Raw genomic sequence first — 6000 nt, 5'->3', positions numbered from 1 at the left:
CTCGGCATCCGGAGGATGAATCGAAGAGCCGAGGCGGAGAGAGCGAAGCGAACGCAGCGCACCAGGCCCCGCTCCCTGATCCGGCCTGATCGACAGAACACCCCCTACGCGCCGACGCCCACCGTGAAGCGCCGGGGGCTGCCGTCCTGGACGGCCCCCGAGACGTCCGGCTGGCCGTCGGGACGTACGTCGTCGTACGGGAAGGCGTAGCCGATGGGTGCGCTCGCGTGGACCAGGCGCGCCCAGTGGTTGGTGACCGCGCCCCGGTAGTAGTCGGCCGCGGTCGTGCCGTTCGGCTGGTCGGCGTGGGTGAGCATCAGGCTGCGGTTGAACCCGGCGGCGAGCCGGGCCACCAGTGCCTTCCTGTCGTCCGGGTCACCGGGGTTGTTCGCGAAGGGGCCGTGGTCACAGGTGAAGACGTCCCGGGAGGTCGGCTTCGCGAACGAGTGTCCCCCGGTGAACACCAGGGCGTCACCGTTGACGCGGCCCGTGAACACGCCCCGCCCGCCCTGCAGGTCGATCCGGAGGTCGGTCGTGCGGTACCGCTCCCACACCTGGTCGACGTAGGTCTCCCAGAAGCCCCGGAAGGGCATCCGGTCGGGCTGGTCGAAGTAGGGCGCCATGAGGTTCTGCGGCGAGATCACGCGCAGCACCGCGCCGTCGCGGCCCCGGATCACCAGTCGGTCCCACGGCAGGCCGTCCCGTGCGGCCTGCGCGGCGAGTCCGGCCGCGACCTCGTCCACGGCGCCGCCGGGCGGCGGCGCCACGGAGTGCGTGCCGTCGCCCTCCAGGGTGAGACCGATGGGCAGCGCGGTCATCAGGTCGACATGGCTGACGTTGGCGTAGAGCTGCGCATCGTCGAAGGTGAACTCGCAGAACGTCCACGTCCTGCCGTAGTTGGGGTCGGCGGGCGTCGCGAAGGCGGGCTCCACCAGGGCCGGGCCCGGATTGAGGAAGAAGTCCAGCCGGTCGTCCCGGACGAAGTAGACCCGGGCACCGTACATCCGGGGGAGCGTCAGCACGGTGGGCGGCGACCCCGCCGGACCCAGGGGGACGGCGCAGTCGACCGGGAGCGGTGTCTGCGCGGCGGACGGGGACTCGGGCCGGTACACACCGCCGTCGGGCCTGAGCAGCACCCAGCGGCCGGTGCTCTGCTCGTGCCCGGTGACATAGGCGCGTACGACGCCCGGCAACGAATGGTTGGCGAGGGCGAGTTCACAGGTCGCCCCGGTGGTCCGGGGGACAGCGGCGGCCACGGGTGCGCTGCGCGTCGTGCGGACGCCGGGGCTGAGAGCGCTTCCCCGGGCGGGGCGGAGGAGGGTCGCGGCCGATGCGACGGCGGCCGAGCCGGTCAAGAACAGTCTGCGTGATAACACGGGGGAGACTCCTGGGATGTGGGGGAGGGCAGGGGCCGTGGACCGTCGTGGGGGAGCGGGCGCCCTGCGCTGACGCCACTGTCGCGGCGCGGCGGGAGGTCGTCAAGAGGGTGGGATGAGAGCGCTCTCATCCATACCTGGTGAAGGGGCTGCGCATGCGGTGCCGGGTGTGCGGTCGGTGCGCCGCGGCTGCGGCCGGGGGCTGTTTTCGGTCATACCCGGCAGGGCCGGGGACCGGGGCGGCGCGCCGCATTGCAGGCCCGGGGCACCGCGTTGATCGGTCGTTGATCGCTTGTTTTTCCGCGCGTACGACGATCGGTGACATGCAGATCAACAGCACCGTCGAACCCGATCTCGCCTGGCAGGAGGCGCTCTGTGCGCAGGTCGGGGCCGACTTCTTCTTTCCCGAGCCGGGCAGCTCGGTGCGCGACGCCAAGCGGGTCTGTGCGCTCTGCCCGATCCGCACGGCCTGCCTGGACTACGCACTCGCCCACGACGAACGCTTCGGCGTCTGGGGCGGTCTCTCGGAGAAGGAACGGCTCGGGCTGCGCCGCGAAAGCCGCTCCTGACAGCCGCCGCACGGCCGCGGGAACGCAGCGGGCCTCCGGCGCACGGGGGGCCGGAGGCCCGGGAGGGACCCGCGGCCGTGCGGCAGGAGGCCCGATCGCGGCCGGCGGCTCATGGCCGGCCGGCCGCGAGGCGCGCGGTCAGCCTCCGGCCCGCGCCGCCATACGGGCCTTGCGGGCCGCCAGCTTCTCGTCGAACTTGCGGGCCTCCGAGTCCAGGCCGCCCATGAACAGGCCCAGCTCCTCCTGGGCCTGCAGACCCTCGGGGCCGAGCCCGTCGATCTCCATCACCTTGAGGTGACGCAGCACCGGCTGGAGCACGTCGTCGTGGTGGATGCGCATGTTGTAGACCTCGCCGATGGCCATCTGTGCGGCGGCCCGCTCGAAGCCGGGCATGCCGTGACCGGGCATCCGGAAGTTCACGACGACGTCCCGCACCGCCTGCATCGTCAGGTCGGGGGCGAGCTCGAACGCGGACTTCAGCAGATTCCGGTAGAAGATCATGTGCAGGTTCTCGTCCGTCGCGATGCGCGCCAGCATGCGGTCGCAGACCGGGTCGCCGGACTGATGGCCGGTGTTGCGGTGCGAGATACGGGTCGCCAGCTCCTGGAAGGCGACGTACGCGACGGAGTGCAGCATGGAGTGCCGGTTGTCGGACTCGAAGCCCTCGCTCATGTGCGCCATGCGGAACGCCTCGAGCTTGTCCGGGTCGACCGCGCGCGAGGTCAGCAGATAGTCGCGCATCACGATGCCGTGCCGCCCCTCCTCGGCGGTCCAGCGGTGCACCCAGGTGCCCCATGCGCCGTCGCGGCCGAAGAGCGAGGCGATCTCGTGGTGGTAGCTGGGCAGATTGTCCTCGGTGAGCAGATTGACCACCAGCGCGATCCGGCCGATCTCGGTGACCTTGGACTGCTCCTTGTCCCAGGCCTCGCCGTCCTCGAAGAAGCCGGGGAAGTTCCGGCCGTCCGACCACGGCACGTACTCGTGCGGCATCCAGTCCTTGGCCACCTTGAGGTGGCGGTTCAGCTCCTTCTCGACCACTTCCTCCAGTGCGTAGAGCAGCCGGGCGTCCGTCCATGCGGACGACGGGCTGACGAGGTGGGGAGAAGTGAGCGTCACGGGGGCTCCTGGGGGACGGAGTGCTGGCGGGGGCGATCAACCTACGGCGCCGTAGGCTACGAGCCCGTAGGTTACGAAGCCGTAGGCTAAACGCCCCGTAAAACCGGTGGACGACCGGGGTCCCCCGAGAGACATGTCACACGGCGGACTGCCCGAGTTCCGCTGCCGTCTCCGGCGTCACCTCCTTCAGCTCCCCGTCCTCCAGCAGCAGCCACCGGGTGATCCCGACCGACTCCAGGAACGGCAGGTCGTGACTGGCGACGACCAGTGCGCCCTCGTAGGACTCGAGCGCCGTCGTCAGCTGCCGCACGCTCGCCATGTCGAGGTTGTTCGTCGGCTCGTCCAGCATCAGCAGCTGCGGCGCCGGCTCGGCGAGCATCAGCGCCGCCAGTGCCGCGCGGAACCGTTCGCCGCCCGACAGGGTGCCCGCCCGCTGGTCGGCGCGCGCTCCCCGGAACAGGAAGCGGGCCAGCCGCGCGCGGATGCGGTTGTTGGTGGCGTCGGGTGCGAACCGTGCCACGTTCTCCGCGACCGTCCGCTCCTCGTCGAGCACGTCGAGCCGCTGTGGCAGGAACCGCAGGGGCACGTGCGCCCACGCCTCGCCGGAGACGGGCGCGAGCTCGCCGGTGATCGTGCGGAGCAGCGTCGTCTTGCCCGCGCCGTTGCGCCCGAGCAGGGCGATGCGCTCCGGCCCGCGCAGCTCGAAACGGCCCTCCACACGTGCCCCGTACTGGAGGGTCAGGTCGCCCAGCGTGAGGACGGTACGGCCCTGCGGTACGGCGGTGTGCGGCAGGTCGACGCGGATCTCGTCGTCGTCCCGCACCGCCTCGACGGCCTCGTCCAGCCGCTCCTTGGCCTCGGTGAGCCGCTCCTCGTGCATGACGCGGTGCTTCCCGGCCGACACCTGGGCCTGGCGCTTGCGCTCACCCATCACGATCTTGGGTTCGCGCTTGTTGTCCCACATCTTCTGGCCGTACCGCTTGCGGCGGGCCAGTTTGACCTGGGCGTCGGCGAGTTCGCGCTTCTGCCGTTTCATGTCCGACTCGGCGACGCGCACCATGCGCTCCGCCGCCTCCTGCTCCTGGGCGAGTGCCTCCTCGTACACCGAGTAGTTGCCCCCGTACCAGGCGACGTCCCCGCCGCGCAGCTCGGCGATCTGGTCGACCCGCTCCAGGAGTTCACGGTCGTGGCTCACCACGATCAGAACCCCGGACCAGGCCTCGACCGCCGCGTACAGCCTGCGCCTGGCGTACAGGTCAAGGTTGTTCGTCGGTTCGTCGAGCAGGAGGACGTCGGGCCGGCGCAGCAGCAGTGCGGCCAGGCGCAGCAGCACCGACTCGCCGCCGGAGACCTCGCCGACGGTGCGGTCCAGCCCGATGTGGCCGAGACCGAGCGCGCCGAGGGTGGCGTGCGCACGTTCCTCGACGTCCCAGTCGTCGCCCACGGCGGCGAAGTGCTCGTCGGTCGCGTCGCCCGCCTCGATGGCGTGCAGGGCGGTGCGCGTGGCGGCGATGCCGAGGACGTCGTCGACGCGCAGGCCGACGTCGAGCGTGACGGTCTGAGGGAGGTGGCCGACCTCGCCCGCGACGCGGACGTTTCCCCCGGCCGGGGCGAGGGTTCCCGCGACGATCTTCAACAGGGTGGACTTCCCCGAGCCGTTGGCTCCGATAAGTCCGGTCCTGCCGGGTCCGAACGCCACGTGGAGGTCGTCGAACACGGGGGTGCCGTCGGCCCACGAGAAGGCGAGCGACGTGCAGCTCACGGACGCGGGGGAGGGGGAGGAGGTACGGGTGTGTGACATGGGGCCTCGCGGTTGCTTGATGCGGTCAAGGGCAACGCGTTCGAGACACCGGGAGGGCGACGACGTCGGGTGAGAAGGTCCGCAGATGTCCGGCCTGTCAGGGCCGGGGCAGCCGGCCGGGGCCGGTGCCGGGGGACGGCTCGTACGCCGAGGTCGCACGCAACGCACGCAGGGGCTCCGCACGGGTACGGCGGGCCGCGTGACGCGGTGTCTCAGGACCTCAGACGAGCAACGTCCTTCTCCTATCGGCGGCAACAGGGACGTGAACACCGTAGAAGCGCCGGTCGGGAGCGTCAAAGGATTTACTGCGGCGGGACCGGTACGGCGCGCGGCGTCGTCCGGGGGCCGGGCGCGGAGCCCTGTCCCCCGTCCCGCGCGCCGCCCCGGTCAGCAGGCGTCGCGCATCAGATCGGCCAGGTCCCGGTCCAGATCCAGGTGCAGGTGTTCGTGGCCCGCGGGGACGATCGCGGCGGCGGCCTCCAGGAACCGGCGCAGCTCGCCCGTGCGCACGTGCACGACCGCGGTGCCCTCCTGGGCGTGGAACTCCAGCACCGTGCGCTCGTATCCGTAGGGGCGCACCCGGACGTCGCCGTCGCCCGCCGGGGCCTCCAGACCCGCGGACAGCAGGTCGCGGGCGAACGTCCAGCAGACCTCGACGCCCTCCAGGGTCGCGGGGGCGGGAAAGGTCATGCGCACCGCGAAGGGGTCGAGCCGGTCGTAGTGCAGCGTCGCGGGGATGGTGGGCATGCGGGGCGCCGGGGCGACCAGACGGGCCTCTACGGCTTGTTCGATGACGGTGGACAAGGCCCTGCTCCCTGATGACGGCGGCAACAGCTGGTCGGCCTCGTGAACGCGTGGAGTACGGGCACGGTCGGCCATAGGAAGAGACGGTGGAACGGCGGAATCCGTGCATGCGCAAGGGGAGTGACCTCCGTCACCGAACAGTCCTGCGTACCCTCCGCGGCACCGCTCCGACCTGCGGTGATTCTGCGGCGATTGCTGTGGTCTCGGCAGCTTCCGGGGCTCTTGACGGGTCCTGGGCCTTTGGGGGGACCACGGGGTGCTTGGCCGGTCTTGGGCCCTAGGGGCGGGCCGGGGCATCTGGACGGCGCCCGGGTCCTGGGCTAGCTTCGCCCGC

General features: G+C 71.3%; 5 protein-coding genes. 1 reads left to right on the top strand and 4 read right to left on the bottom strand.

The window, feature by feature from the left end; genetic code table 11:
• Positions 1–104 precede the first annotated feature (104 nt).
• Positions 105–1376 (bottom strand): glycoside hydrolase family 64 protein, encoded by a 1272-nt coding sequence (locus tag ACWCP6_RS34890; protein ID WP_450936650.1) that lies wholly within the window; start codon positions 1374–1376, stop codon positions 105–107.
• A 323-nt stretch (positions 1377–1699) separates the two neighbouring features.
• On the opposite strand from ACWCP6_RS34890, the gene ACWCP6_RS34885 reads away from it, so the two are divergent.
• Positions 1700–1945, top strand: coding sequence for a WhiB family transcriptional regulator (locus ACWCP6_RS34885; RefSeq protein ID WP_450936649.1), 246 nt, complete (start codon positions 1700–1702; stop codon positions 1943–1945).
• Between the two features lie 138 nt (positions 1946–2083).
• Here ACWCP6_RS34885 and ACWCP6_RS34880 read toward each other — a convergent pair whose 3' ends face one another.
• From ACWCP6_RS34880 to ACWCP6_RS34870, 3 genes are all read right to left on the bottom strand, one after another.
• The gene (locus ACWCP6_RS34880; protein WP_450936648.1) at positions 2084–3061 is read right to left on the bottom strand and encodes an acyl-ACP desaturase; all 978 of its coding nucleotides are present in this window, start codon (positions 3059–3061) and stop codon (positions 2084–2086) included.
• A gap of 136 nt (positions 3062–3197) precedes the next feature.
• Positions 3198–4862, bottom strand: coding sequence for an ABC-F family ATP-binding cassette domain-containing protein (locus ACWCP6_RS34875; protein WP_450936647.1), 1665 nt, complete (start codon positions 4860–4862; stop codon positions 3198–3200).
• A gap of 387 nt (positions 4863–5249) precedes the next feature.
• Positions 5250–5666, bottom strand: coding sequence for an SsgA family sporulation/cell division regulator (locus ACWCP6_RS34870; RefSeq protein ID WP_450936646.1), 417 nt, complete (start codon positions 5664–5666; stop codon positions 5250–5252).
• Positions 5667–6000: the final 334 nt, after the last annotated feature.

This window comes from Streptomyces sp. NPDC002004 (assembly GCF_053593975.1).
This window is presented reverse-complemented; position numbering and strand designations above follow the sequence as displayed.

Bases quoted from the DNA above. Each gene is read 5' to 3' on its own strand.
- ACWCP6_RS34885 (WP_450936649.1), top strand. From the start codon at position 1,700: ATGCAGATCAACAGCACCGTCGAACCCGATCTCGCCTGGCAGGAGGCG.
- ACWCP6_RS34875 (WP_450936647.1), bottom strand. From the start codon at position 4,862: ATGTCACACACCCGTACCTCCTCCCCCTCCCCCGCGTCCGTGAGCTGC.